We start from the raw sequence: 24,363 nt of genomic DNA, 5'->3' as shown, positions 1-24,363 counted from the left end.
CAGGGAGGCGGAGCCGAGGGTGCTGCGCTTGAACGAGTCGCTGACGGCGGTGGTGTGCGGGAAGATGAAGGGGAAGGGCAGCTGTACGGACGGTGAGGAGATATTTAGGGGCAATGATGCGGAGTGTAAGCCTTTTACGGGGTGACAATAGGGTGGAAAGGAGATAAGAAAGTAAAAAGGACGTGCACAGGCACGTCTTTGGGGGAGGCTGATCTCAACCTCGAGTACTGCATTATTGTCTTAACCCGTTTTATTATTTTGACGAACTGAATATTTCAAATCCAGTACCTTATGCTGACACTGCAACCAGCCGGCGGAAGGTAATGCCCTGGTCAGAACTATTAGGAATTAACTGTAAATTGAGCGGGAAAGTTTAAAAGTAGAGAAAGCGGTAGTTTAAGTTATTGATGCAACATTATTCAGACGGCCCGAGCGGTCATGGGTAAGGATAATAAAAGATAAAGGCTGTAGACAAATTACACCAAGCAAAGATAGCATTGTCTGCAGGGTAAAAGGCTGGTTGATACAGCAAACATATATCTGTATCTATTTTGAAAGGCTATATTGAGAAACTGCACATCACTCCTTCAATATCGACGAGATAAGGTATGGCAGAAGGTTCGATCAAAGGCTACGGCAGCAAAACAGATGGCACCTAGAAAAACATCAGCTACAGACCTGCATTATCGCAAAGCCCTTTGCAACAACTCATCGACGGAAACGCAAATCAAACACAACCGAATATTTGTCGAAAAACCCGTTATGTGGTTGAACAAAGCTTTGTTACGTTTCACTGTAAATCAGGGTGTGAACCTAATTTGCTTTAGGCAACATGGGTGTGCAACGCTATTCGAAAGCGATATGTTTGAATCGTTGAAGTGGTTAACAGCTTACTTGCGCTTGTTTGCTCCTACAAGATGCGAGCATTGGGAAGATAAAAGGGAGCTGTCAAGTCCCTGTGTTTGATTTTTGGCTGTTGGGGATGAAGGATTTTTTGCAAAGGTCTCAGACCGTCTGAAAACTTGATAGAAGCAGTCGTCTGTTAAATATGCGATAATGCGGGAGATTTCATGGGTGTGGTAGAAACATGGTTGTGATTGTCCGACGGGGATGATGTCGGGCAACGATGGAATCGGTTTGCTTGAAACGCCCGCCTGTTGCGGGCTTTTTTATGGGAAGGAATGGTCATGCCTAATCCGCTTTATCGGCAACATATTATTTCAATTTCAGATTTGACGACGGAGCAGCTCGAATTGCTGCTTCAGACGGCCTTGAAGTTGAAAAAGCAGCCTCGCGAAGATTTGCTTGAAGGTAAATTGATTGGTTCGTGCTTTTTTGAACCCTCTACCCGTACGCGTTTGTCTTTTGAAACGGCGGTACAGCGTTTGGGTGGGAAAGTTATCGGTTTTTCCGATGGCGCGAATACCAGCGCGAAAAAGGGTGAAACGCTTGCAGATACTGCGAGGATTATTTCCAGTTATACGGATGCGATTATTCAGCGACACCCGAAAGACGGTGCGGCCCGTGTGGCGGCCGAGTTTTCGAGCGTGCCCGTGATTAATGCCGGCGATGGTACCAACCAACATCCAAGCCAGACGCTTTTGGATCTGGTAACGATTTATGAAACACAAGGTAGTTTGAGCAATTTGAAGATTGCGATGGCCGGTGATTTGAAATATGGCCGTACGGTACACTCATTATGTCAAGCATTGAAGCGTTGGGGTTGTGAGTTTGCATTTGTTTCTCCTCCCAGCTTGGCGATGCCGGACTATATCACTGAAGAGCTGGAGGAGGCCAGTTGCCCTTATCAAGTCCTGTCCAGCTTGGAAGAAGCGGTCGAATGGGCGGATATTTTGTACATGACCCGCGTTCAGCGCGAACGTTTTGATGAGCAGGAATTTGCCAAAATTCAGGGTAAATTCAATCTTGATGCGCCGATGTTGGCAAACGCCAAACCCAATTTGCGCGTCTTGCATCCTTTACCGAGGGTAGATGAAATTCATCCGAATGTGGATAAAACACCTCATGCCTATTATTTTGAACAGGCAACCAATGGAGTGTATGCACGGATGGCGATTTTGTCTTTGGTATTGAACGAAGAAGTTTAAGGAGCGAAAGATGGAAAACTCAAAACTCAGCGTTGAAGCAATCGAACAAGGTACGGTGATTGACCATATTCCTGCTGGTAAAGGCTTGGCCATTTTAAGACAGTTTAAGCTGCTGCATTATGGCAGCGCGGTTACGGTTGGTTTTAATTTGCCCAGTAAAACGCAGGGAAGCAAAGACATTATCAAAATCAGCGGTGTGTGGTTGGATGCCAATGCGGCCAACCGTTTAGCTTTATTTGCCCCTGAAGCAGTGGTCAACAAAATCGATCGGTTTAAGGTGGTTGAGAAACAGCATTTGTCATTGCCGGACGAGATTTCGGAAGTGTTCCGTTGCCCGAATACTAATTGTGCCAGTCATGGCGAGCCGGTCATCAGTCGCTTTTATGTCCGTTCACATAATGGTCAGACGCGTTTGAAATGCCATTATTGCGAAAAAACCTTCTCGCGTGATTCGGTTGCCGAAGCCTGATAAAAATCTCAGGCCGTCTGAAAATACGGCTATACGGTTTGAGTTGTCTGCTTGATACATTAGTTTCATAAAAAGCAAGATATTAAGCAAATTGCGTTAAAATTACGTTAAAATAATGCCTTCCGGGTTGATGACATTATTCGCCCGAAAGGCATTATTTTTTAATAACATGATACGAAATGTAGGAAAACTCATGCACTCATCCATACAAAGCCGGTTTGCCCCAATTTTATACGTCTTGATTTTCTTTGCCGGATTTTTAGCCGCACAAGTTTGGTTTAATCAGCAAGCCTATTTGACCAATCTTCCCCTTTTGGTTACAGCCATTTCTGCCGTTGCATTTGTTTGGTTGATTTGGGCCGTCGTATCTGCGCGATCCAAAGCTAAAAGCAAGATGTTGCACCGTGAGCAGCTGATTCAAAAAGAGAGCATTCATCCTGTTTTGCATGCGACGTTGCAACGTTCTGATGGACAAACGGATTTATTGGTTTTGGTTGTCCGCAATAGCGGTAAGGGCTTGGCGAAGAATGTGCGTTTTGAGGCTGAGGCTTTGCCGGATCACTTGCCGAGCAAGCTGGTTGCCGATGCAGTTATGCGCTTGGAGATGTTTTCCGGCGGCGTGGATATGCTGGCATCGGGAGAATTGTATGGCGGCGTGTTTGCAAGCATGTTGGCGCTGGCTGCCGAATTGCCGGACCAAACATTCGGCGGAGTATTGAAACTGAAAGCCACTTATGAAAATGCCTTTGGCGATCAATGCACTTCAGAAAGCGTTTTGGATTTGAGCATATTGAATTTCAATTTGTCAGAAATTAAATCCAATGGCGAGCAAAAGCCCCGCAAGAAATTGTTGTATTGATATTCAAAATATGCAGGCCGTCTGAAACCGAAATACTTGTTTTCAGACGGCCTGTTGTTATTTTTCAAATGATTTTTGAAGAAAAAGAGGCGTATCGGGTATAATAATCAAAGAATTCGAAACGGATTGTCAGGCTCGGCAAGCCGTCTCATCATTGTCGTATTTCAAAACCTTACTGATATTTTTTCAATAATCTGTTGCTATGTATCGGAACTTTTTCTGATGTTGGCACTGGCGAAATATTCCTTCAGCCATTTACTCTCAGGAAGCTGCTTATGTTAGTGTGTAATCCTTATGAAGTTGTGATCCATGGTACGACCAGCAAAGGCAAGATTTTCCGACCAAGCGACTGGGCGGAGCGCCTGTGCGGTATTTTGTCCTCCTTTACTAAAGACAACCGCCTTTCCTATTCGAATTGGGTGCGCCCGATTTTGGTGGACAATGTCCGTTGTGTAGCGGTCGATAAAAAGTTGGAAGAAGACAATCCGCAAATGTTCCGTTTCTTGATGGACTTTGCAGCGGATAATGATTTGCGCGTGATTGACTGCAAAGCCTTGCTCAAAGAGCAAGAGAGCAAACAGCAGGGCGAAGTGCCGGTCGAGCGCGTTTTGTTGGCGCAGGCGATTGAAGAAAAACATGCAGCCGAGCGTGCGGAAGCGGCCAATGCTCAGCCTGAGCCTCAAGCTGCCGCGCCTGTGGTTGGCGTATTGCGTGAAATTCCGCCGGAAGAAACCGCAACCGCTTTTGCGGCATTGAGCATTTTGCGTTCTTCTTTGACCGATATTCACCGTTTCGTCGAACAAATCAACGAGCATCAGCGCAAAACCGGTTACCGCCTGTTGGGTATTTTTGAAGAAGGTAAACAAAATGCCGTGGCCGTATGCGGTTTCCATACTGCACATAACTTGGCCAGTGGTTACCATATCCATATTGATGATCTCGTAACCATGCCGCAATGCCGCCAAAAAGGCTATGCTTCACGCTTGTTGGAAGAAGTACGCAAAATCGGTGCGGAAACCGGCGCGACCAAAATCCATCTGAATGTCCATGTTAACCATGACCGTGCAGGTGCGCATCGTCTCTACTTCAAAAACGGATTTGAAATTTGCGCTTACCATTTCCGTTGCGATCCGAAATAATTTTTGTGGAAAGAGAGAAATCAATGTTGAAGATTTTGACCGCGGCTGTTTTGACACTGAGCTTGGCGGCCTGCGCATCAGGCAGCGGAGGCAGCTCGCAAATGTATGGTGAGATTAAGGCCAGTGTAGAAACCAGCCATCAACGTTGAGATATACAATGACAAGGCCGTCTGAAATAGGTTTTCCTGTTTCAGACGGCCTTTTTGCAACTTGATTAGAGTGTCGTGGAGGTGTCGTCAGCGGCAACAGTCCGATGCAGGCGATACCAATTGTACAGGCGCAGGATGCACAAGAAAGCGATGATGGGCATGCAGGCTGCGGTAACCAGATAACGCGGGTTGCTGAAGTTTAAAACGTTGTGCCCGGAAAGCAGCGACAAAGCGGCATGCAACCATTCCCACAAAGACGAAATGCTGAATGCCAAAACAGCCAACAGGCCGAGGGTTCGGAAAATACCGATGGGCAGGATTTGTTGGCGTAATACGGCGCGGTTGAGTTGGAACAAAACAATCAAACCGAAGCCGATGATACAGACCATGCCGCCGTTGGCGACGATTTGTAGGCTGTTGAAGGCAATGTCGGGCGTAACGGAAATTGTACCGGACTGGTTGGCGGCGGTTTGTTGCAAATTTAAGCCTTGCATGACATTAAGTACGAAACCGTAGATCAGGTCGGCCAAAACGATACCGATGGGTAGCGGAGTCAAAAAACGTTTCATGGATCAGTTGGGTATTCTATTAGTATGAGGGAGGCCGTCTGAAAATTAAAAATGACGACGTGAGAGTGTATTGTATCCGATAGAAAAGTAGGTTAATGCAAAAATAAATTTAGTTTAAGTCAGAAAATGATGTAATTTTACGCCAACATTATTGCATTAAGAGTACAATCTTCTTCATTATCAAACGTGAAATCAACAGGAAAGGACGTTTACATGAGCCAATTGCAACGTGATTTAACCCGTATCAGCCACAATACCAAAATTGTTGCCACACTGGGTCCGGGCAGCAACAATGTACAATTGTTGGAAGACATGATCCGTGTCGGCGGCCTTAATGTCGTCCGTTTCAATTTCAGCCACGGTACGCCGGAGTTTCATGAAGAAAATGCCCGTATCGTACGCGAAGCCGCGAAACGTGCGGGTCAGGAAATCGCCATTCTTGCCGACTTGCAAGGGCCTAAAATCCGTGTCGGTAAAATTGCCGGCGGCAGCATCGAGCTGAATAAAGATGAAACTTTGATTTTGGATGCCGCACTTGAAGGCGAAGGTACACGCGAAGCGGTGGGTTTGGACTACCGTGATTTGCCGAATGACGTCGCTGCCGGCGATGTTTTGTGGCTGGACGACGGCCTGTTGACTTTGACCGTTGAGGCGGTTGAAGGAAGTAAGATTATTACAAGGGTAGAAAACAGCCATGTGCTGAAAAGTAACAAAGGTATCAATAAACGCGGCGGTGGCCTGTCTGCCGGTGCGTTGACCGAAAAAGACTTCCGCGACCTGAAAACGGCGATTGCCATTGGTTGCGACTACTTGGCCATCAGCTTTGTGAAATCTGCCGAAGATTTGCACATCGCACGCGCCAAAGTCGAAGAAGAAATGAAAGGCAGTACAGCCGTACGTCCCGGTTTGGTTTCCAAAATCGAGCGCGTAGAAGCCATTGAAAATCTGGACGAAATCATCCTTGCCAGCGACGGTATTATGGTTGCCCGCGGCGACTTGGCAGTGGAAGTCGGCCATGCCGCCGTACCTGCCCTACAAAAACGCATGATCCGCCGCGCCCGTGAGTTGCGCCGCTTCAGCATTACCGCAACTCAAATGATGGAATCCATGATTACCAACCCTGTACCAACCCGCGCGGAAGTCAGCGACGTGGCCAACGCGGTATTGGACGGTACCGATGCGGTGATGTGTTCCGCCGAAACCGCCGTCGGTGCGTATCCGTTTGAAACCGTCAGCCAAATGGCGATTATTTGTGCGGCTGCGGAAAAAGAACAAGATTCGCTCAACGGCGTTGCCGAACAGGTCGAGTATCCCGAAGCCGTCAGCACCAACTTGGCGATTGCTGGCGGTGCGGTCAGCGTGGCGCGAGCAGTTCACGCCAAAGCCATCGTTGCCCTGACTGAAAGCGGTTCGACCGCCTTCGAAGTCAGCCGCCACAACATCACCCTGCCGATTTTTGCCCTGACGCCGAGTGTTTCAGCGCAACGCCGCATGGCGATGTACCGCGGCGTGCGTCCGTTGATTTTGGCAACCAGTACCGATCACGATACCGCGCTGAACGAAGTGGAAGCCATGCTGGTAGAACACAAAATCCTCCAAAGCGGCGACCAATACATCATCACCAGCGGTTCGCAAATGCGCGAATCCGGTTCGACCAATACGCTGGAAGTGTTGCAGGTTAAATAATTGCAGTGATCCGATAATTGGAAAAGCAGGCTGTTTTAGCCTGCTTTTTTGTGTAAAAAAAGAAAAGATTAGGCAAAAATAATGATGTAGTATAGAATTGAGTGCCTATACTAAATCAATAAAGGACGTTTCAGACGGCCTTTTTCTTTGTACGCCACTTTCACGGTAAACCAAAATGATTCATTTCAACCTGAAAAAAACAGCGTTTATTTTAAGCGCAGCACTGTTATCTACCGCCGTCCAAGCCTCCGGCTACCATTTCGGCACACAATCCGTTAACGCACAAGGCACGGCCAACGCCGCCGCCGCCGAAGCCGCCGATGCCTCAACTATTTTCTACAACCCGGCCGGTTTGAGCAAAATCGACAGCAGCCAAATTTCCGTCAACGCCAATATCGTTTTCCCAAGCATTCATTATGAGGCAGAATCTGCGAAACACTTCCGCACGGGTGCCGATGTCAGCGGCTCGACCAGCGGCAAAATTACCGAAACCACCGTTGCTCCGCACGTTTATAGCGCGTACAAAGCCAGCGACGATGTGACTTTGGGTTTGGGCGTGTACGTTCCTTTCGGTTCGGCAACCGAATACGAAAAAGATTCCGTCTTGCGCCACAACATCAACAAACTGGGTTTGACCACCATAGCCATCGAGCCGGTAGTTGCGTGGAAACTGAATGAGCAGCACGCCGTCGGTGCCGGTTTGATTGCCCAATATTCCAAAGCCGAATTGCGCAAATACTCCGACTGGGATGCTTCCGGCGCCATCAGCCAGTTGGCCAGCGGCTTGGCTTCCCGTCAAGCAGGCCGTCCCGTTGCTGTCGATGCGACCGGCAAAGCTGACGGTCATGCCGATGTAAAAGGTCACGATTGGGGCTTTGGTTACCAACTGGCGTGGATGTGGGACATCAACGAGCGCGCACGCGTGGGTGTGAACTATCGTTCCAAAGTATCGCATACGCTGAAAGGCACTGCCGATTGGGAAGCGGACGGCGCATATGCAAAACGCGCATGGGATTTGGGTGCAATGGCTGCACGCGGTTATGTGCCGAACGAAAAAGCCAGCGTAAAAATCGTAACGCCTGAGTCTTTGTCTGTTCATGGTATGTACCGCGCCACCGACAAAACCAACCTGTTCGGCGATGTGACTTGGACGCGCCATAGCCGCTTCAACAAAGCGGAGCTGGTGTTTGAAAACACCAAAAAAGTTGTCAACGGCCAATCTGACCGTACCGTTATCACGCCTAACTGGCGCAACACTTATAAAGTTGCATTCGGCGGCTCTTACCAAGTTACCGAACCATTGCAACTGCGTGCCGGTATCGCTTTCGATAAATCGCCGGTTAAAAGCGCTGAAGACCGTATGAACAGCCTGCCTGACGGCAACCGTATTTGGTTCTCCGTCGGTGCCAAATATCAACTGGGTAAAAACCATGTTATCGATGCGGCGTACAGCCATATCCACATCAATGACACGGTTTACCGCACCGGCAAAGCCAGCGGCAACGACGTGGACAGCCGCGGTGCATCCTCTGCCCGCTTCAAAAATAAAGCGGACATCTTGGGCTTGCAATACACTTACAAATTCAAATAATCGGATTTGAGTTGTGGATAAAAAGGCCGTCTGAAGATTTCAGACGGCCTTTTTGATTGGCAGGAACAGATGGAGCAATCCACAGGCAATAAATGGTGTGTTGGGCTTTACATATTTCTGATTGGAATGGCAGAACGGAAAAACGATAGAAAAAAGAATAGCCGATTACCGGCTGGAAAAATAAGATGTTGTTTGCGCTTTAAACAACGTGTTACAGATTTCTTTATTCTGATGGGCAGCAATCAAAAGGCCGTCTGAAAAACAGGTTTTCAGACGGCCTTATTTGCCAGATGGCTGCTAAGAAAGCTCAATCAGCTGCGGACTTCCAGTTCGATTTCTCTTTCTTGTTCGTCTTCAGCCGGCTTGTCCATGGTTTTTTCATCAGCCATATTGTCCAAGTCGCGGCCGGGTTCGGAAGCGGTATCACCGATGGAAACGCTGTTCAGGCTTTCCAAAATAATGGCTGAGGCCAGATGGTCGGATGTGCGGTACACCATTGCCAAACCGATTTCTTCCGCCGGAATGGAAACCAACTCAACCGTATCTTTGTCTTTCGGCTTACGAATCAGGTTGTTGGATAGATTGACACGGACTTGGCGGCCGCGTTTGTAGAGGCTGACCACAGTGCCTTTGTCCAAGCCGTCGAGTTCGCCTTTATCCAAAGTAATGGTTTGGAACTGACCGGCTTCGCCCACGCCGTCGAAGATGGAAACGACTTTGGCCTGAATCGGACGGGCAGGGGCGTGAGGCATCACATTGAAGCTGTCGAGGCCTTCGGGCAGTTTCAGCAGATAGTCGTCTTTGCGGATTTCGGAAACGGCTTCTTCGATAACCAAAGGTTGCGCGGACTGGGTGCGCAGCTTCATGACTTTGTTGACTTGGGTGTAATACTCGTTGCTTTTGAGTTTTTCGTCAGAAGCGCGGGTACGGTTTTCCAAGGCGGAGTCGGTGTAAGGCAGCGTGTTGGCGATGCCGCTGAACACGACTTCTTGGCCGAGGAATTTACCGGTTTCCGGATCGGTGATGTTTTTATTGACGCGGTAGGTCAGGTAGCGGCCGGGTTCGGTCAGGCCGTATGCGTACACGCGGTTGCCTTGGGTGTAGAGGACGCGGTTGTCGGGACCTGCAATCAGGCGCGGCGCGTTGGCGGTTTCTTCCGGAGCGATAATCTGCGGATGTTTCATAAACATGCGGTAGAGGTTGACGTTGACGGTCGGAATGCCGTAGCCGGAAGTTTCGCGTACGCGCGGATGCAGTTTGATCACGGGAATGCCGTCTGAACGGGTTTGGGCGTGTTCAAAACCCAGTCGAGGCTGGCCGTTGACGTAGCGTAAAACCAACACCTGACCCGGATAGATCAGGTGCGGATTGCGGATGGCGTTGCGGTTGGCGCCCCAAAGGCGGTTCCATTGCCACGGGCTGTACAGATATTTGCCGGAAATGCCCCACAAGGTATCGCCGTTTTTAACGACGTAGCGTTGCGGCGCATTGGGGCGGATTTTTAAAGAAGCTGCCTGAGTGTGGGCAGAAATAGCCATGCCTGCCATGCAAAGCAGGGTTATAATACGTTGTTGCATAACCGTTCCCCTTGAAATCGGTTTGGTTTGTCTTCAGATGATAAACAGAGAAGGCTGGAGTTTGCGAAACTGCCGCCCATCCATCAATACGATAACGAACGGCCTCTGTCGCGCTATCTTAACATTTTTCGGCGTTATTTTAGCATTGAATGTTGCTGTCATGACAGGAGATTGTGGCGGCGGAAACCAAATCTGTATGAAAATCACACATCAGTTTTATAAAACGAGAATATTATGGCTTTACTGAACATCCTCCAATACCCTGACGAGCGTTTGCACACGGTTGCCAAACCTGTTGAAAAAATCGACGAGCGCATCCAGACATTGGTTGCCGATATGTTTGAAACCATGTACGAAGCACGCGGTATCGGCTTGGCGGCCACTCAGGTCGACGTACACGAGCGCATCGTCGTGATGGATTTGACCGAAGACCGCAGCGAGCCGCGCGTGTTCATCAATCCCGTCATTGTCGAAAAAGACGGCGAGACAACTTACGAAGAAGGCTGTCTGTCCGTACCGGGCATTTACGATACTGTGACCCGTGCCGAGCGCGTCAAAGTTGAAGCCTTGAACGAAAAAGGCGAGAAATTCACGCTGGAAGCAGACGGCCTGCTGGCAATCTGCGTGCAGCACGAATTGGACCACCTGATGGGCATCGTGTTTGTCGAACACTTGTCGCAGCTGAAACAAGGCCGCATCAAAACCAAACTGAAAAAACGTCAGAAACACACCATCTGACCTGCGCATCGCTTAAAGGCCGTCTGAAAAGACAAAACAGAAGGCATACTTCGGTTTTCAATCTTTCAGACGGCCTTTTCAGCTGAAACAGTTTGCCCAACGCGCCCATTCAAACCATTTTCACAAGGACACAACATGAAAGTCATCTTTGCCGGTACGCCCGATTTTGCCGCCGCCGCCTTGAAAGCCATCGCCGCCGCAGGTTTTGAAATTCCGCTGGTGTTGACCCAGCCTGACCGCCCCAAAGGCCGCGGCATGCAGCTGACCGCATCGCCGGTCAAACAGGCTGCCTTGGAATTAGGTTTGACCGTGGCGCAGCCGGAAAAGTTGCGCAATAACGCCGAAGCCCTGCAAATGCTTAAAGATACGGGCGCGGATGTGATGGTAGTGGCCGCGTATGGTTTGATTTTGCCGCAGGATGTGTTGGATACGCCCAAACACGGCTGCCTCAATATCCACGCTTCGCTGTTACCCCGTTGGCGCGGCGCGGCACCGATTCAACGTGCGATTGAAGCCGGCGACGCCGAAACCGGTGTGTGTATCATGCAGATGGACATCGGCTTGGACACCGGCGATGTGGTCAGCGAACACCGCTACGCCATCCAGCCTACGGATACCGCCAACGAAGTGCATGACGCGCTGATGGGTTTGGGTGCGGAAGCGATTGTTGCCGACTTGCAGCGTCTGCAGGCTGAAGGCCGTCTGAATGCGGTCAAACAGCCTGAAGAAGGCGTTACCTACGCCCAGAAATTGAGCAAAGAAGAGGCGCGTATCGATTGGAATGAAAGCGCGGCTGTGATTGAGCGCAAAATCCGTGCTTTCAACCCTGTACCTGCCGCGTGGGTCGAGTATCAAGGCAAACCGATGAAAATCTGGCGTGCCGAAGTCGTGGTCAAACAGGGTAAGGCAGGCGAAGTGTTGTCCTGCACTTCAGACGGCCTGCTGGTGGCGTGCGGTGAAAATGCGCTGAACATTACCGAATTGCAGCCTTCCGGCAGCAAACGCATGAGCATACAGGCATTTGCGGCAGGCCGGACGATTGAAGTCGGAACGGTTTTGTAACAGGCTGGAAACAAACGTAGAGGAAAGAAAACAATGGCTGTTTTTGAAGTGGTCGAGGGCGATATTACCCGATTGGCAGTCGATGCGATTGTCAATGCCGCCAATTCATCGCTGTTGGGCGGTGGCGGAGTAGACGGTGCAATACACCGCGCCGCAGGCAAAGAGCTGCTGGATGAGTGCCGAACTTTGGGCGGTTGCCGCACAGGCGAAGCCAAAATAACCCAAGGCTATCGTTTGCCTGCGCGTTTTGTCATTCATACGGTCGGGCCGGTATGGTTTGGCGGAAAACAAAATGAAGAGGCCAAATTGGCACAATCCTACGCCAATTCCTTGCTGCTTGCCCAGAAACACGATCTTCACAGCATCGCCTTTCCGTGCATCAGTACCGGTGTGTACCGTTTCCCGGCCAAAGCTGCCGCGCGTATCGCTTTGGAGAGTTTGAAACAAGTCCTGCCGTAATGTCCGGCAGTGGAAAAAATCATCTTTTGCTGTTTTTCCAAAGCAGATGCCGAATATTATCGGGCATTGCTGGCAGCCGAACAGGCCGTCTGAAATCCTCCGAACACTTGAAATCAAATATAAATCAGAAAGCAAAAATATGAGTATGTCCCTCGCCCAAAAACTGGCCGCCGACAGCGTTGCCGCGGTTGCCGAAGGGCGCAATCTTCAGGATGTCTTGGCGGAAATCCGCGCGGCGCATCCGCAGCTGACGGCGCAGGAAAACGGCGCGTTGCAGGATATTGCCTACGGTTGCCAGCGTTATTTGGGCAGTTTGAAGTATATGCTTGGTCAAATGTTGAAGAAGCCGATTGACAATCCGCAGCTTGAAAGCCTGCTTTTGGCGGCGATGTACCAACTGCATTACACGCGCAATGCGCCTCATGCCGTGGTCAATGAAGCGGTGGAAAGCATTGCCAAAATCGGCCGCGGCCAGTTCCGCTCGTTTGCCAATGCGATTTTGCGCCGCTTTTTGCGTGAACGCGACAAGCTCGCAGCTTCCTGCAAAAAAGACGATGTGGCGAAACACAATTTGCCGCTGTGGTGGGTGGCTTATTTGAAAAACCATTATCCGAAACATTGGCACAATATCACCACTGCGCTGCAATCGCATCCGCCGATGACTTTGCGCGTCAACCGCCGACACGGCAATGCCGAAAGCTATTTGGAAAAACTGGCTGCGGAAGGTATTGCGGCCAGGGCTTTGGACGAATACGCCGTGATGTTGGAAGAAGCTGTGCCGGTAAGCCGCCTGCCCGGTTTTTCAGACGGCCTGGTGTCGGTGCAGGATTTTGGTGCGCAACGTGCTGCCTATTTGTTGAACCCGAAAGACGGCGAACGCATTCTCGATGCCTGTGCGGCGCCGGGCGGCAAGACAGGCCATATCTTGGAACTGGCAGATTGTCATGTTACCGCTTTGGATATAGATGAAGGCCGTCTGAACAGGGTGAAGAGCAATCTTGACCGTTTAGGCTTTCAAAAGGCCTCTTTGACTTGTGCCGATGCGCAGGACTTGGCGGCATGGTATGATGGAAAGACCTTTGACGCTGTCTTGGCCGATGTGCCGTGTACCGCTTCGGGCGTGGCGCGGCGCAATCCTGACGTCAAATGGCTGCGCCGGCCGACCGATGCCGTCAAAACCGCACGCCAACAGGAAGCATTATTAGACGCGCTGTGGCAGACCCTGACGAAAAACGGCAGGATGTTGCTGGCTACCTGCTCGGTCTTTGTCGAAGAAAACGACGGTCAGTTGCAAAAATTCCTTAACCGCCATGCCGATGCCGAGTTGATCGAATCGCATGTGCTTTTACCGAACAAACATCAAGATGGCTTTTATTACGCGCTTATTAAAAAGCAGTAAAACGCTGATTGTACCGCTCTTGCTTGCCGTGTCGCTGAACGCGGCAGGCGAGGGCATCAGTGCGACCCGTGCCGAGGCAAAGCTGACCCATGCCGGACAGCTTTCCGTCAGCAGCCGTTTCCGCACTGACTTGCCCGACCAGCTTAAAGAAGCACTCAAACAGGGCGTCCCCCTGCATTTCAATTTAAGTTGGCAGCTGTCAGCGCCGTCTATGTCGTCTTATAAATTCAAGTTCGACCAGCTGCTCAACAACGACAGCACGATTCAATACAAATTGTCCTTCCATCCGCTGACCAACCGCTATCGCGTTACCGTCGGTACGTTTTCTACCGAGTACGATACGCTTGAGACTGCCTTGCGCGCAGTGGGCGCGGTCGCGAATTGGAAGGTTTTGTCCAAGGGTGCGCTGAGTGATGTGGCCGCCAAAGACACGAAGGCTGAAATCCGCCTGCTGCTGACAACCGCCAAGCTGCCCAAACCGTTCCAAATCAATGCCCTGACGTCTAAAAACTGGCATTTGGATTCCGGTTGGAAGTCCTTGTCGGTCGTGCAGGAGTAAACCATGCGCCGCTTTCTTCTGATTGCCGCCGTATTCGCCGTTGTTTTGTTGTACGGTCTGACTGTTGCAACGGGCAGCAGCAACGTATTGTCCGATTACTTCTGGTGGATTGTCGCCTTGTGCGGTTTGCTGTTGCTGGTGTTGGCGGCGGTGTTGGTGCGCTATGTCGTGCTTTTGATGCGCGACAACAGCAAAAGCGTGTTCGGTTCGCAGATTGCACGTCGGCTGTCGGGGATGTTTACTTTGGTTGCCGTATTGCCGGGCGTGTTTTTGTTCGGTATTTCCGCCCAGTTTATTAACGGTACGATTAATTCTTGGTTTGGCAACGATACCCATGAGGCTCTAGAGCGCAGCTTAAACTTGAGCAAATCCGCGCTGAACTTGGCGGTAGACAACGCTGTCAGCAACGCCACGCCGGTGCAGATCGACTTAATCAGCGCCGCTTCGCTGGACGGCAACTTAGGGCAAGCGCTGGCAAAATCCGCGCTTACTGCCGACTTTGCCCAGCTGGCGCTTTATAACGCGACTACCCATAAAGCCGAGAAAAGCATCAATCCCTTGAAACTAAATCAACCTGAGCTTAACAAAGAAGGATGGGAGCAACTGGAGCAGACCGGCTCGGTGCGCAGCTTGGAAAACATCGGCGGCGTGCTGTATGCTCAAGGCTGGATGCTGATCGGTCCGCATAAAAATCAGGATTATGCGTTGTTTTTTCGGCAGCCGATTCCGAAAGATGTTGCCCAAGACGCGACGCTGATTGAAGCAGCCCGAGCCAAATATGCCGAACTGAGTTATACCAAAAAAGGCCTGCAAACCTTTTTCCTGTCCACGCTGTTGGTCGCGACATTATTGGCCATCTTTTTGGCGCTGGTGATGGCTTTGTATTTTGCCCGCCGTTTTGTGGCACCGGTATTGTCGCTGGCAGAGGGTGCGCGGGCGGTGGCTCAGGGTGACTTCAGCCAGACTCGGCCGGTATTTCGCAATGACGAGTTCGGCCGTTTGACCCAGTTATTCAACCACATGACCGAGCAATTAGCGATTGCCAAAGAGGCAGACGAGCGCAACCGTTTGCGCGAAGAAGCAGCACGCCATTATTTGGAATGCGTGTTGGAAAGTTTGACTACAGGCGTGATTACTTTGGATGCCAATGGCCGTCTGAAAACCTTTAACAAGGCCGCCGAACAGATTTTGGGCGTTTCGCTGGTGTCTTTGTGGGGCAGTAACTGGCATCAATGGCACGGCAAATCGCCGCAGCAAACCCTGTTGGCCGATGTGTTTGCCGCCATTAATGAAACCGCCGATAGCAACAAACCCGTCCAAGTCGAATACGCCGCGCCCGATGATGCCCGAATCTTGTTGGGCAAAGCCACCATTTTGCCGGAAGACAATGATAACGGCGTGGTGATGGTGATTGATGACATTACCGTCTTGATGCGGGCGCAAAAAGAGGCCGCATGGGGCGAAGTGGCGAAACGTTTGGCGCACGAAATCCGTAATCCGCTTACGCCTATCCAGCTTTCCGCCGAGAGATTGGCATGGAAATTGCATGATAAACTAGATGAACAAGACGCCCAAATTCTCAGCCGTTCAACCGATACCATCGTCAAACAGGTGGCCGCGCTGAAAGAAATGGTCGAAGCGTTCCGCAACTATGCGCGTGCGCCGTCGCTGAATTTAGAAAAACAAGATTTAAACGGTTTGGTGTCGGAAGTATTGGTATTATATGAGGCCGGCGCGTGCAAGTTTAATGCACGGCTCAGCGCCGACGCCCTGCCGATTGTTGCCGATACGACGGCGATGCGCCAAGTGTTGCATAACCTATTTAAGAATGCTGCAGAAGCGGCAGAGTCGGACGAAGCGCCTCAAGTAAACGTCGAAACAGGGCGCGAAGGCGGACAGGTTTTCCTGACCGTCTGCAACAACGGCAAAAGTTTCAGCAAAGAAATGCTGCACAATGCTTTTGAGCCGTACGTTACCGACAAACCGACAGGAACGGGGCTGGGTTTGCCCGTTGTGAAAAAAATTATCGAGGAGCATGGCGGCCGTATCAGCCTGAGCAATCAGAACAGTGGCGGCGCGTGCGTCAAAATAGCTTTACCGGAAATGGCAGAAACTTATGCGAAGCAGTGATATTTTGATTGTAGATGATGAAGTAGGCATCCGCGACCTGCTCTCCGAAATCCTTCAAGATGAAGGCTATACCGTCACTTTGGCCGAAAATGCCGAAGAAGCGCGCCAATTGCGTTATCAAACGCGTCCGGCCATGGTATTGCTGGACATTTGGATGCCCGATTGCGACGGCATCACTTTGTTGAAAGAGTGGGCGAAAAACGGCCAACTCAATATGCCTGTGGTTATGATGAGCGGCCATGCCAGCATTGACACTGCGGTTGAAGCCACTAAAATCGGCGCGCTCGATTTTCTGGAAAAACCGATTGCCCTGCAAAAACTCTTGTCCGCAGTAGAACGCGCCTTGAAACATGGCGAAGTTCAGACGGCCTCCGGCATGACTTTGGACAAACTGGGCAACAGTTCCGTCATTCAAGAAATGAACGGCAGTATTGAAGCGGCCGCCAAACACAACCGCCCGCTGTTGTTGGCCGGTGAGGCTGGCTCGCCGTTTGAGATTGTCGCCCGCTATCTGCACAAAAGCGGTACGCCTTGGGTGGCAACCGACCGTGTCGAACACATTGTTGATACGCCGATGGAGCTGTTGCAAAAGGCATCAGGCGGTATTTTGTATGTCGGCGATATTGCCCGTTACAGCAAAAACATCCAAAACGGCATTGCTTTCTTGCTGGAAAAAGCCGACCGCTACAATGTCCGTGTGATTGCTTCATGCGGTTTTAAACGAGGTGAGGGCGCCGATGACGTCGTTGCCGGCCGATTAGCAGAGCTGTTGAAAGAGCGCATCAATGTTCCTTCTTTGCGCAGCCAGCCGGACGACATCGTCTTTTTAATCAACCGCATCATGACCGATTTGGCCGAAAGTCAAAAAATCCAGCCGGTAAAATTCAGCGACAGCGCATTGGTGGTTTTGCGCCAATACGATTGGCCGGGCAATTACGACCAGCTTGCCGAAACGGTGAAAAACATCATGTTGGAATCTGACGGCAAAGAAGTGGACGAGCAGGCCGTTGCCGTGGCTTTGGGTCAGAAGGAAAACGCGACGGCGACAGAAATCATCGGCGGCTTCAATTTCAATATGCCTTTGCGCGAATTGAGGGAAGAAGTCGAGCGCCGTTACTTTGAGTACCACATCGCCCAAGAAGGCCAAAATATGAGCCGCGTGGCGCAAAAGGTCGGTTTGGAGCGTACACACCTTTACCGCAAACTCAAACAACTCGGTATCAGCGTATCGCGCCGCAGCGCCGACAAATCCGAAGAATAAGCGCAATATCGGTTCAAACACAAAAGAGGCCGTCTGAAAGCCATCAGGTTTTTCAGACGGCATCGTCATTTGACGGTTTGCTTAGACAAGCAATACTTTATAAAAATAATGGTATGGCTAGGCATTGTTATTTTGCCTTTTAAGCCGACAGAAGTTTTATATCAATAAAATTTTCAGACGGCCTTGATTTACTTCAGGCCGTCTGAAAAAAACATTACGAAAAGGGAACAGATTGATGACGGAAAACGAGCGTTTTGCTTGGTTGCAACTGGCATTTACGCCCTATATCGGCGCAGAAAGTTTTTTGGTGCTGTTGCAGCAATTCGGTAGCGCACAAGCTGCCTTGAATGCGCCGGCAGACAAAATTGCCGCGTTGGTGCGCCATAAACAGGCAGCCGAGTCGTGGCGTAATGCGGACAAACGGGCTTTGGCGCAGCAGTCTGCTGAAGCCGCTTTACAATGGGAAATGCAGGACGGTTGCCGTTTGTTGCTGCTGCAAGATGATGATTTCCCCGAAATGCTGACACAAGGCATTACCGCGCCGCCGGTCTTGTTTTTACGCGGCAATGCAGAGCTGCTGCACACACCTTCTGCCGCGATGGTCGGCAGCCGCCATGCCACGCCGCAGGCAATGCGAATTGCCAAAGATTTCGGTAGGGCGTTGAGCGAAAAAGGCATTCCCGTCGTATCGGGTATGGCTTCGGGTATCGATACCGCCGCCCATCAGGGGGCATTGCAGGCAGATGGCGGCACCATCGCCGTCTGGGGAACCGGTATAGACCGCATTTATCCGCCGTCCAATAAAAACCTTGCTTATGAAATTGCCGAAAGGGGATTGATTGTCAGCGAGTTCCCTTTAGATACGCGTCCGTTTGCAGGCAACTTTCCGCGCCGCAACCGTTTGATTGCCGCATTATCGCAGCTGACATTGGTGGTCGAGGCGGCATTGGAATCTGGCTCATTGATTACCGCCAAGCTGGCGGCAGAGATGGGGCGCGAAGTGATGGCGGTGCCCGGGTCGATAGACAATCCGCATAGCAAAGGCTGCCACAAGCTGATTAAAGACGGGGCAAAACTGGTGGAATGTCTGGACGATATTCTCCATGAGTGTCCGCAGCTATTGCAAAATACGCCTGTTCCATCATATTCTATAAATAAGACGGTAAAACTGAAAAACGATCAAACCAAACATCTGCAACCAAAAACAATAGCGGATGAACCGCAAAGGCCGTCTGAAAACCTATCTGCCGCCCCATCAACAAGCGCTTTATTGGAAGCAATGGGTTACGACCCGATACATCCCGATATTTTGGCGCAACAAACCAATACGGCGGCGGCAGACGTGTACGCACAGCTTTTGGAATACGAACTTGACGGTATCGTTGCCGCCTTGCCGGGCGGCCGTTATCAGCGTGTCAAAGCATGAATTATCTATATTTAAGGAACCAGCATGACCGAAGTCATTGCCTATTTAATCGAACACTTCCAAGATTTCGACAATTGTCCGCCTCCGGAGGATTTGGGTCGCCTCTTGGAAGATGCGGGTTTTGATGCTACGGAAATCGGCAATACATTAATGATGATGGAAGTCTTGTTCAATACGTCCGAATTCTATGCTGAGCCGTTTAACAGCGACTCCCTGCGCGTATTCTGCCGTGAAGAAGCTGACAACCTGCCGCAGGAAGTCATGGGCTTGATGCAGTATTTGGTTGCCGAACACGCAATTACTTATGAGCAACGCGAAATCGTCATTCATGCCCTGATGCACATTCCATCGGACGAAATCACCCTCGATACCGCCAAAGTGTTGGTATTGCTGGTGTTGTGGATGCACAAGAGCGAGTTACCCGTCCTGATAGGCGACGACTTGATGAGTGCGTTGACCGGACAAAACGTGATGCACTAAACCTTTTTTCAGACGGCCTCAATAATAAAGGCCGTCTGAAACATAAACCCAATACATCCAAAAGAGAACAACAATGGCGAAAAACCTATTAATCGTCGAATCCCCGTCCAAAGCCAAAACCCTGAAAAAATATCTGGGCGGTGATTTTGAAATCTTGGCGTCTTACGGTCATGTCCGCGATTTGGTTCCGAAAAGCGGAGCAGTCGATCCTGACAATGGCTTTGCCATGAAATACCAACTGATCAGCCGCAACAGCAAACACGTCGATGCCATCGTTGCCGGTGCCAAAGAAGCTGAAAACATCTACCTCGCAACTGACCCGGATAGGGAAGGCGAAGCCATTTCTTGGCATCTTTTGGAAATCCTTAAATCCAAACGCGGATTGAAAAACATCAAACCGCAGCGTGTCGTGTTCCACGAAATCACCAAAAACGCCGTGCTCGATGCGGTTGCCCATCCGCGCGAAATCGAAATGGATTTGGTCGATGCGCAACAAGCCCGTCGCGCTTTGGACTATTTGGTTGGTTTCAACCTTTCGCCATTGTTGTGGAAAAAAATCCGCCGCGGTTTGAGCGCAGGCCGTGTGCAAAGTCCCGCACTGCGTTTGATTTGCGAACGCGAAAACGAAATCCGCGCGTTTGAAGCGCAGGAATATTGGACGGTGCATCTCGACAGCCACAAAGGCCGCAGCAAGTTCACCGCCAAACTCGCCCAATACAACGGCGCGAAACTCGAACAATTCGACCTACCGAACGAAGCCGCGCAAGCCGACGTGTTGAAAGAACTCGAAGGCAAAGAGGCTGTCGTTACCGCCATCGAAAAGAAAAAGCGCAGCCGCAACCCAGCCGCGCCGTTCACCACATCCACCATGCAGCAGGATGCCGTGCGCAAACTCGGTTTCACTACCGACCGCACCATGCGTACCGCCCAGCAGCTTTACGAAGGTATAGACGTAGGGCAGGGCGCCATCGGTCTGATTACCTATATGCGTACCGACAGCGTGAATTTGGCCGATGAAGCGTTAACCGAAATCCGCTATTACATCGAAAACAAAATCGGCAAAGAATATCTGCCAAGTTCGGCCAAGCAGTACAAAACCAAGTCCAAAAATGCCCAAGAAGCCCACGAAGCGATCCGCCCGACTTCTGTGTACCGCACGCCTGAAAGCGTCAAACCCTTCCTGAGCGCAGACCAGTTCAAACTCTATCAAATGATTTGGCAGCGTACCGTTGCCTGTCAGATGACGCCCGCCAAATTCGACCAAACCACTGTCGATATTACCGTCGGCAAAGGCGTATTCCGCGTAACCGGACAAGTGCAGACTTTCGCAGGCTTTTTGAGCGTGTATGAAGAAAGCAGTGACGACGAAGAGAGCGAAGACAGCAAAAAACTGCCTGAAATGAGCGAAGGCGACAAACTGCCTGTGGACAAACTCTACGGCGAACAACACTTTACCACCCCGCCGCCGCGCTACAACGAAGCCACGCTGGTTAAAGCCCTCGAAGAATACGGCATCGGCCGCCCCTCGACCTACGCCAGCATCATCTCCACGCTCAAAGACCGTGAATACGTTACCCTTGAGCAAAAACGCTTTATGCCCACCGACACAGGCGACATCGTCAACAAATTCCTGACCGAACACTTCGCCCAATATGTCGATTACCACTTCACCGCCAAACTCGAAGACCAGCTTGACGAAATTGCCAACGGCAAACGCCAATGGATTCCCGTGATGGATAAATTCTGGAAACCATTTATCAAGCAAGTAGAAGAAAAAGAGGGTATCGAACGCGCCAAATTTACCACGCAGGAACTCGACGAAACCTGCCCGAAATGCGGCGAACACAAACTGCAAATCAAATTTGGCAAAATGGGTCGTTTCGTTGCGTGTGCCGGTTATCCCGAGTGCAGCTACACCCGCAACGTTAACGAAACCGCCGAAGAAGCGGCCGAACGTATTGCCAAAGCGGAAGCAGAGCAAGCTGAACTCGACGGACGCGAATGCCCTAAATGCGGCGGTCGTCTAGTGTACAAATACAGCCGTACCGGCAGTAAATTCATTGGCTGCGCCAACTATCCGAAATGCAAACACGTTGAGCCGCTGGAAAAACCGAAAGACACCGGCGTCCAATGCCCGCAATGCAAAAAAGGCAACCTCGTCGAACGCAAATCCCGTTACGGCAAACTGTTTTACAGTTGCAGCACTTATCCTGACTGCAACTACGCCACTTGGAACCCGCCCATTGCAGAAACCTGCCCAAAATGCGCGTGGCCGGTTTTGACCATCAAAACCACCAAACGCTGGGGCGTGGAAAAAGTGTGCCCACAAAAAGAATGCGGATGGAAAGAACAGATTGAACCGCCGGCACCGAAAGAGTAATTGGTTAAAGCTTGGATAGAAAAAGGCCGTCTGAAAAATGATTTTCAGACGGCCTTTTTTTAAATATTTTCAATTAAGCTAGAGAAGAATATCCATAAAGTTAAGGAGATGGTTCAATAACATCCAAATTGGTTACAGGTTTTACTAAAATAATTGCCCTGAGAATTTCTTCCATTCATAAAAGTGGTATCTCCAATTCTTTGGGTGGTCATATCCCAAGAATTACCATTTGCTGCACGACCATTAGTATAAGTAGTGTTGCCAATATGCATACTTTCTTGAGACCAATTGCTTCCAGTTCGAGAATTATATCCATTTACATAGGTAGTATCGCCAATTGTTTGGATACTATAAGTATTCCCGCTATTGTCATTGCAAGTGTGAAATGAGTCGCTTCCATAGCAAGCTGCGAAAGAAGAAACTGGTGTTACAAGTAAAGTAAAAAGTAAGACGATATTTTTCATACAAAACCTCAATATTCATTATAGGTAATATGAAAATATAATATAAAAATATAATTTACTCAACTATATTTGATAATTTAACCATCCATATAAAAATCAAACTATTTTGAAGCAAGGAGGAAAAGTCGTTAGATATGTAAATTAAATAAAAAAGTGGGTGTTTGAAAAGTTAGAGATGTCTATAGACATATTAGAATTTAGCCTTTGAAACAATTAACTTCTTTTATTTAGAACAAACTAAGGCCGTCTGAAAAATGAGTTTCAGACGGCCTTGTTGTCTCTAAAAGCAGAGATCGAAATATGGTTTGATAGCAGTTTCACTATATAATTGAGGCCGTCTGAAAAATCGGTATCTTTTTAAGAATTATGGCAAACAACAAACATTCCAAACACAGCAATCAAGTACGTATCATTGGTGGACAATGTAGGGGACGAAAGTTAACATTTTTATCTGCAGATGGTCTGCGCCCGACGCCTGACAGCGTGCGTGAAAAACTGTTTAACTGGCTGGGTCAGGATTTAACTGGAAAAACAGTATTGGATTTATTCAGCGGCAGCGGTGCTTTGGGAATGGAGGCTGCTTCTCGTCATGCGGCAAAAGTGGTAATGGTCGATAACCACCGCCAAACTGTTCAAACACTTCAGAAAAATATCCGTGAATTAGGTTTGAAACAGGCGAAAATCGAATGTTCAGACGGCATGGCTTATCTGGCAAGGCTGTCTGAAAAATTTGATGTTGTGTTCCTTGATCCGCCGTTTGCATGGGAAGATTGGCAAAATCTGTTTATCCGATTGCAAAGCCACTTGAAAAATGGGGCAATGGTCTATATTGAAGCAGGGAAGCTGCCTGAAAAACCGGATTGGCTGGAAATTTATCGGGAAGGAAAGGCGGGAATGAGCAGGTTTGAATTGTTGCTCTATTCGCAAGTTGCTGAATAGTATAGAATTTGAGAATCATTCCCAAGGTGTAAAACATTCTTTCAAACGGATTGTTCCGACGTCATTTGTGCTATAATCCGCGCCCAATCGGTTTTGATAATTTAAGAAAAAAGGAAATAGAAATGTCGCTCTTTATTACAGATGAGTGCATTAACTGCGATGTGTGCGAGCCGGAATGCCCTAATGATGCCATTTCGCAAGGTGAAGAAATTTACGAAATCAATCCAAATTTGTGTACGCAATGTGTAGGCCATTACGATGAGCCTCAGTGCCAACAGGTATGTCCTGTCGACTGTATCTTGATTGATGAAGAGCATCCTGAAACGCACGAAGAGCTGATGGCTAAGTACGAAAAAATCATTCAGTTTAAATAAATAGTGTTTAAAAGCAAAAGCTTGGATGTTTTTGAAGAAATAAATAAAAAAAAATCTTGACGGAAATCTAAGTTGCCAATAAACTAGCGTTCTCTTTTGGAGGGATTCCCGAGCGGTCAAAGGGGGCAGACTGTAAATCTGTTGCGTGAGCTTCGAAGGTTCGAATCCTTCTCCCTCCACCAAAAATTCTTACTTGGAGCAAATAGTGAGTATGCGGGTGTAGCTCAATGGTAGAGCAGAAGCCTTCCAAGCTTACGGTGAGGGTTCGATTCCCTTCACCCGCTCCAAACAATTTCGCCCATGTAGCTCAGGGGTAGAGCACTCCCTTGGTAAGGGAGAGGTCGGCAGTTCAAATCTGCCCATGGGCACCATCTCATTATTACCCTTTCTTTCAAAAGCTTAGATTATAGGATATTGCCATGGCTAAGGAAAAATTTGAACGTAGCAAACCGCACGTAAACGTTGGCACCATCGGTCACGTTGACCATGGTAAAACCACTCTGACTGCTGCTTTGACTACTATTTTGGCTAAAAAATTTGGTGGT

General features: G+C 49.5%; 22 protein-coding genes, 3 tRNA genes and 1 pseudogene. 23 read left to right on the top strand and 3 right to left on the bottom strand.

Features of this window, described 5'->3' with window-relative positions:
• The first annotated feature begins 1,187 nt into the window (after positions 1–1,187).
• The 5 genes from pyrB to ACTHUM_RS08265 all read left to right on the top strand — a co-directional run bounded on the left by pyrB (position 1,188) and on the right by ACTHUM_RS08265 (position 4,724).
• Positions 1,188–2,108, top strand: a complete 921-nt coding sequence (gene pyrB / locus ACTHUM_RS08285) for an aspartate carbamoyltransferase (RefSeq protein ID WP_039862268.1) — start codon at positions 1,188–1,190, stop codon at positions 2,106–2,108.
• Between the two features lie 10 nt (positions 2,109–2,118).
• On the top strand, positions 2,119–2,577 hold the full coding sequence (pyrI, locus tag ACTHUM_RS08280; protein ID WP_004520167.1) for an aspartate carbamoyltransferase regulatory subunit: 459 nt from the start codon (positions 2,119–2,121) through the stop codon (positions 2,575–2,577).
• A gap of 193 nt (positions 2,578–2,770) precedes the next feature.
• Positions 2,771–3,436, top strand: coding sequence for a hypothetical protein (locus tag ACTHUM_RS08275; RefSeq protein ID WP_049336352.1), 666 nt, complete (start codon positions 2,771–2,773; stop codon positions 3,434–3,436).
• A 275-nt stretch (positions 3,437–3,711) separates the two neighbouring features.
• Positions 3,712–4,575 carry a GNAT family N-acetyltransferase gene (locus ACTHUM_RS08270; protein WP_049336349.1) on the top strand — a complete coding sequence of 288 codons (864 nt, stop codon included), beginning with the start codon at positions 3,712–3,714 and terminating at the stop codon, positions 4,573–4,575.
• Positions 4,576–4,598: 23 nt separating this feature from the next.
• The gene (locus ACTHUM_RS08265) at positions 4,599–4,724 is read left to right on the top strand and encodes a hypothetical protein (protein ID WP_256388874.1); all 126 of its coding nucleotides are present in this window, start codon (positions 4,599–4,601) and stop codon (positions 4,722–4,724) included.
• 65 nt (positions 4,725–4,789) lie between these two features.
• Here the strand turns inward: ACTHUM_RS08265 and ACTHUM_RS08260 are convergent, their stop codons facing one another.
• Entirely contained in the window at positions 4,790–5,293 is a 504-nt protein-coding gene (locus tag ACTHUM_RS08260) for a hypothetical protein (RefSeq protein WP_049336347.1), read from the bottom strand.
• Between the two features lie 213 nt (positions 5,294–5,506).
• Here ACTHUM_RS08260 and pyk point away from each other — a divergent pair, with 213 nt between their 5' ends.
• Both pyk and ACTHUM_RS08250 read left to right on the top strand, forming a co-directional pair.
• Entirely contained in the window at positions 5,507–6,979 is a 1,473-nt protein-coding gene (pyk, locus tag ACTHUM_RS08255) for a pyruvate kinase (RefSeq protein WP_049337966.1), read from the top strand.
• Positions 6,980–7,154: 175 nt separating this feature from the next.
• Positions 7,155–8,570: an OmpP1/FadL family transporter gene (locus ACTHUM_RS08250; RefSeq protein ID WP_004520172.1), complete on the top strand. Its 1,416-nt coding sequence runs from the start codon at positions 7,155–7,157 to the stop codon at positions 8,568–8,570.
• A gap of 311 nt (positions 8,571–8,881) precedes the next feature.
• Here ACTHUM_RS08250 and ACTHUM_RS08245 read toward each other — a convergent pair whose 3' ends face one another.
• The gene (locus tag ACTHUM_RS08245; protein WP_049336996.1) at positions 8,882–10,147 is read right to left on the bottom strand and encodes a LysM peptidoglycan-binding domain-containing protein; all 1,266 of its coding nucleotides are present in this window, start codon (positions 10,145–10,147) and stop codon (positions 8,882–8,884) included.
• 234 nt (positions 10,148–10,381) lie between these two features.
• On the opposite strand from ACTHUM_RS08245, the gene def reads away from it, so the two are divergent.
• From def to topA, 10 genes and pseudogenes are all read left to right on the top strand, one after another.
• Complete coding sequence (gene def / locus ACTHUM_RS08240) at positions 10,382–10,885, top strand: peptide deformylase (protein ID WP_003678675.1); 504 nt, start codon at positions 10,382–10,384, stop codon at positions 10,883–10,885.
• Between the two features lie 135 nt (positions 10,886–11,020).
• The gene (fmt, locus tag ACTHUM_RS08235; RefSeq protein WP_070503666.1) at positions 11,021–11,947 is read left to right on the top strand and encodes a methionyl-tRNA formyltransferase; all 927 of its coding nucleotides are present in this window, start codon (positions 11,021–11,023) and stop codon (positions 11,945–11,947) included.
• A gap of 33 nt (positions 11,948–11,980) precedes the next feature.
• Positions 11,981–12,499: pseudogene (locus ACTHUM_RS08230) on the top strand (O-acetyl-ADP-ribose deacetylase).
• Between the two features lie 46 nt (positions 12,500–12,545).
• The gene (gene rsmB, locus ACTHUM_RS08225) at positions 12,546–13,805 is read left to right on the top strand and encodes a 16S rRNA (cytosine(967)-C(5))-methyltransferase RsmB (protein ID WP_070503669.1); all 1,260 of its coding nucleotides are present in this window, start codon (positions 12,546–12,548) and stop codon (positions 13,803–13,805) included.
• Positions 13,771–14,364: a DUF4390 domain-containing protein gene (locus ACTHUM_RS08220; protein WP_004520180.1), complete on the top strand. Its 594-nt coding sequence runs from the start codon at positions 13,771–13,773 to the stop codon at positions 14,362–14,364. Before rsmB ends, ACTHUM_RS08220 begins: the two co-directional genes overlap by 35 nt.
• Positions 14,365–14,367: 3 nt before the next feature.
• A complete protein-coding gene (locus ACTHUM_RS08215; RefSeq protein ID WP_004520181.1) occupies positions 14,368–16,494 on the top strand; it encodes a sensor histidine kinase in 2,127 nt (708 codons plus the stop codon).
• On the top strand, positions 16,481–17,755 hold the full coding sequence (locus tag ACTHUM_RS08210; protein ID WP_004520182.1) for a sigma-54-dependent transcriptional regulator: 1,275 nt from the start codon (positions 16,481–16,483) through the stop codon (positions 17,753–17,755). The genes ACTHUM_RS08215 and ACTHUM_RS08210 overlap by 14 nt, the downstream gene beginning before the upstream one ends.
• 235 nt (positions 17,756–17,990) lie before the next feature.
• On the top strand, positions 17,991–19,181 hold the full coding sequence (gene dprA / locus ACTHUM_RS08205) for a DNA-processing protein DprA (protein WP_004520183.1): 1,191 nt from the start codon (positions 17,991–17,993) through the stop codon (positions 19,179–19,181).
• 24 nt (positions 19,182–19,205) lie between these two features.
• The gene (locus ACTHUM_RS08200; protein WP_004520184.1) at positions 19,206–19,661 is read left to right on the top strand and encodes a DUF494 family protein; all 456 of its coding nucleotides are present in this window, start codon (positions 19,206–19,208) and stop codon (positions 19,659–19,661) included.
• Positions 19,662–19,734: 73 nt separating this feature from the next.
• On the top strand, positions 19,735–22,041 hold the full coding sequence (gene topA, locus ACTHUM_RS08195) for a type I DNA topoisomerase (protein WP_004520185.1): 2,307 nt from the start codon (positions 19,735–19,737) through the stop codon (positions 22,039–22,041).
• Between the two features lie 113 nt (positions 22,042–22,154).
• Here the strand turns inward: topA and ACTHUM_RS08190 are convergent, their stop codons facing one another.
• Positions 22,155–22,505: a hypothetical protein gene (locus ACTHUM_RS08190; RefSeq protein WP_079453718.1), complete on the bottom strand. Its 351-nt coding sequence runs from the start codon at positions 22,503–22,505 to the stop codon at positions 22,155–22,157.
• 366 nt (positions 22,506–22,871) lie between these two features.
• Between ACTHUM_RS08190 and rsmD the strand changes: the two genes are divergently transcribed.
• The 6 genes from rsmD to ACTHUM_RS08160 all read left to right on the top strand — a co-directional run.
• Positions 22,872–23,444, top strand: coding sequence for a 16S rRNA (guanine(966)-N(2))-methyltransferase RsmD (gene rsmD / locus ACTHUM_RS08185; RefSeq protein ID WP_004520186.1), 573 nt, complete (start codon positions 22,872–22,874; stop codon positions 23,442–23,444).
• Positions 23,445–23,566: 122 nt separating this feature from the next.
• Entirely contained in the window at positions 23,567–23,818 is a 252-nt protein-coding gene (locus ACTHUM_RS08180) for a YfhL family 4Fe-4S dicluster ferredoxin (RefSeq protein WP_003679513.1), read from the top strand.
• 98 nt (positions 23,819–23,916) lie between these two features.
• Positions 23,917–24,000: transfer RNA gene (locus tag ACTHUM_RS08175), tRNA-Tyr, on the top strand.
• A gap of 31 nt (positions 24,001–24,031) precedes the next feature.
• Positions 24,032–24,105 (top strand) — tRNA-Gly (locus tag ACTHUM_RS08170).
• A gap of 9 nt (positions 24,106–24,114) precedes the next feature.
• Positions 24,115–24,189 (top strand) — tRNA-Thr (locus ACTHUM_RS08165).
• Positions 24,190–24,237: 48 nt separating this feature from the next.
• Positions 24,238–24,363 (top strand): GTP-binding protein (locus ACTHUM_RS08160; RefSeq protein ID WP_002259029.1); only part of this gene is annotated, 126 nt, incomplete at its 3' end.

The organism is Neisseria sp. P0021.S006 (assembly GCF_051956895.1).
Note: the sequence above shows the minus strand (reverse complement) of the source record. Positions and strands in the feature narration are given on the sequence as shown.

Excerpts from the sequence above, each read along its gene's own strand:
- ACTHUM_RS08220 (WP_004520180.1), top strand. The coding sequence starts at position 13,771 with ATGGCTTTTATTACGCGCTTATTAAAAAGCAGTAAAACGCTGATTGTA.
- ACTHUM_RS08275 (WP_049336352.1), top strand. The coding sequence starts at position 2,771 with ATGCACTCATCCATACAAAGCCGGTTTGCCCCAATTTTATACGTCTTG.
- ACTHUM_RS08245 (WP_049336996.1), bottom strand. The coding sequence starts at position 10,147 with ATGCAACAACGTATTATAACCCTGCTTTGCATGGCAGGCATGGCTATT.
- topA (WP_004520185.1), top strand. The coding sequence starts at position 19,735 with ATGGCGAAAAACCTATTAATCGTCGAATCCCCGTCCAAAGCCAAAACC.
- ACTHUM_RS08270 (WP_049336349.1), top strand. The coding sequence starts at position 3,712 with ATGTTAGTGTGTAATCCTTATGAAGTTGTGATCCATGGTACGACCAGC.
- rsmB (WP_070503669.1), top strand. The coding sequence starts at position 12,546 with ATGAGTATGTCCCTCGCCCAAAAACTGGCCGCCGACAGCGTTGCCGCG.
- ACTHUM_RS08210 (WP_004520182.1), top strand. The coding sequence starts at position 16,481 with ATGCGAAGCAGTGATATTTTGATTGTAGATGATGAAGTAGGCATCCGC.
- fmt (WP_070503666.1), top strand. The coding sequence starts at position 11,021 with ATGAAAGTCATCTTTGCCGGTACGCCCGATTTTGCCGCCGCCGCCTTG.
- def (WP_003678675.1), top strand. The coding sequence starts at position 10,382 with ATGGCTTTACTGAACATCCTCCAATACCCTGACGAGCGTTTGCACACG.
- pyk (WP_049337966.1), top strand. The coding sequence starts at position 5,507 with ATGAGCCAATTGCAACGTGATTTAACCCGTATCAGCCACAATACCAAA.
- dprA (WP_004520183.1), top strand. The coding sequence starts at position 17,991 with ATGACGGAAAACGAGCGTTTTGCTTGGTTGCAACTGGCATTTACGCCC.
- pyrI (WP_004520167.1), top strand. The coding sequence starts at position 2,119 with ATGGAAAACTCAAAACTCAGCGTTGAAGCAATCGAACAAGGTACGGTG.
- ACTHUM_RS08200 (WP_004520184.1), top strand. The coding sequence starts at position 19,206 with ATGACCGAAGTCATTGCCTATTTAATCGAACACTTCCAAGATTTCGAC.
- ACTHUM_RS08260 (WP_049336347.1), bottom strand. The coding sequence starts at position 5,293 with ATGAAACGTTTTTTGACTCCGCTACCCATCGGTATCGTTTTGGCCGAC.
- ACTHUM_RS08215 (WP_004520181.1), top strand. The coding sequence starts at position 14,368 with ATGCGCCGCTTTCTTCTGATTGCCGCCGTATTCGCCGTTGTTTTGTTG.
- ACTHUM_RS08250 (WP_004520172.1), top strand. The coding sequence starts at position 7,155 with ATGATTCATTTCAACCTGAAAAAAACAGCGTTTATTTTAAGCGCAGCA.
- pyrB (WP_039862268.1), top strand. The coding sequence starts at position 1,188 with ATGCCTAATCCGCTTTATCGGCAACATATTATTTCAATTTCAGATTTG.
- ACTHUM_RS08265 (WP_256388874.1), top strand. The coding sequence starts at position 4,599 with ATGTTGAAGATTTTGACCGCGGCTGTTTTGACACTGAGCTTGGCGGCC.
- ACTHUM_RS08180 (WP_003679513.1), top strand. The coding sequence starts at position 23,567 with ATGTCGCTCTTTATTACAGATGAGTGCATTAACTGCGATGTGTGCGAG.
- ACTHUM_RS08190 (WP_079453718.1), bottom strand. The coding sequence starts at position 22,505 with ATGAAAAATATCGTCTTACTTTTTACTTTACTTGTAACACCAGTTTCT.
- rsmD (WP_004520186.1), top strand. The coding sequence starts at position 22,872 with ATGGCAAACAACAAACATTCCAAACACAGCAATCAAGTACGTATCATT.